Source organism: Bacillus sp. JJ1764 (assembly GCF_036962145.1).
In the GTDB taxonomy this organism is placed as follows: domain Bacteria; phylum Bacillota; class Bacilli; order Bacillales; family Cytobacillaceae; genus Neobacillus.
Map to the genome: position 1 here is coordinate 13,124 of NZ_JBALNY010000023.1, position 740 is coordinate 13,863.

At 28.9% G+C, this 740-nt stretch carries 1 protein-coding gene; it reads right to left on the reverse strand.

The genetic code is table 11. The annotated features are described in order from the left end of the window. Positions 1 to 28: 28 nt before the first annotated feature. Positions 29 to 740, reverse strand: a 712-nt coding sequence (locus V7083_RS03925) for a hypothetical protein (protein ID WP_335475590.1), incomplete at its 5' end; no start/stop codon positions are given.

Sequence of the window (740 nt, forward strand, 5' to 3'; positions counted from 1 at the left end):
CATCTAAATGAGGTTTTAGTTAGAGCATTTAGAGTTGCTCAGAACTTTTCAATAAAGCTGCTAGAGTTTTTTCCTCTATTACTTCGATTGGCCAGCCGAGTCTATCTTTAATTTTTTTTATGTAGTTCATTAGATTTTCAGAGCATCTTTTGGCTGTTACAAATACAACAACACAATTTTTAAATTCAATAAATGGCCTAACTATTTGATATGCTATATCTACAGGGACAGAATTACCTCTTATCTCCACCCCTGATTTAAAAGGTAAACACATAAAGTACCTTCTACCTCTAAATGTTATCGGTAACTCCATATCAGAGATTTCAAATACTCCATGGGGTTTTTGTGATTCTCTTAATAACACTCTTTCTTCCACACCATTTACAGTTTTAGAAAATTTAATACGAAGTTCATCATCTTTCATTTTTAATAGTCTTTCTAAATCTTGATCAGTAACTACATCAACATTTATTTCATCCAGGCGGAACACTTGATTAATAAACTCATCAGTGTTTATTGGATTAATTTCTTCATATAAACCTACTTCATCTAAATTATTTTCATTAATTAAGTAACAATAATTAGATAAAACTCTTAGCAGTAGTATTTTATCCAATATTTCCATACCTTCAACATCGTCAAATAAAGTATCGAATTTGAATTGAAAATATTCTTTAAATTTATCTACGTTAATATTATATAAATTTGTAAGAATTCTTAGAGCTCCTCTATTTCTTTCA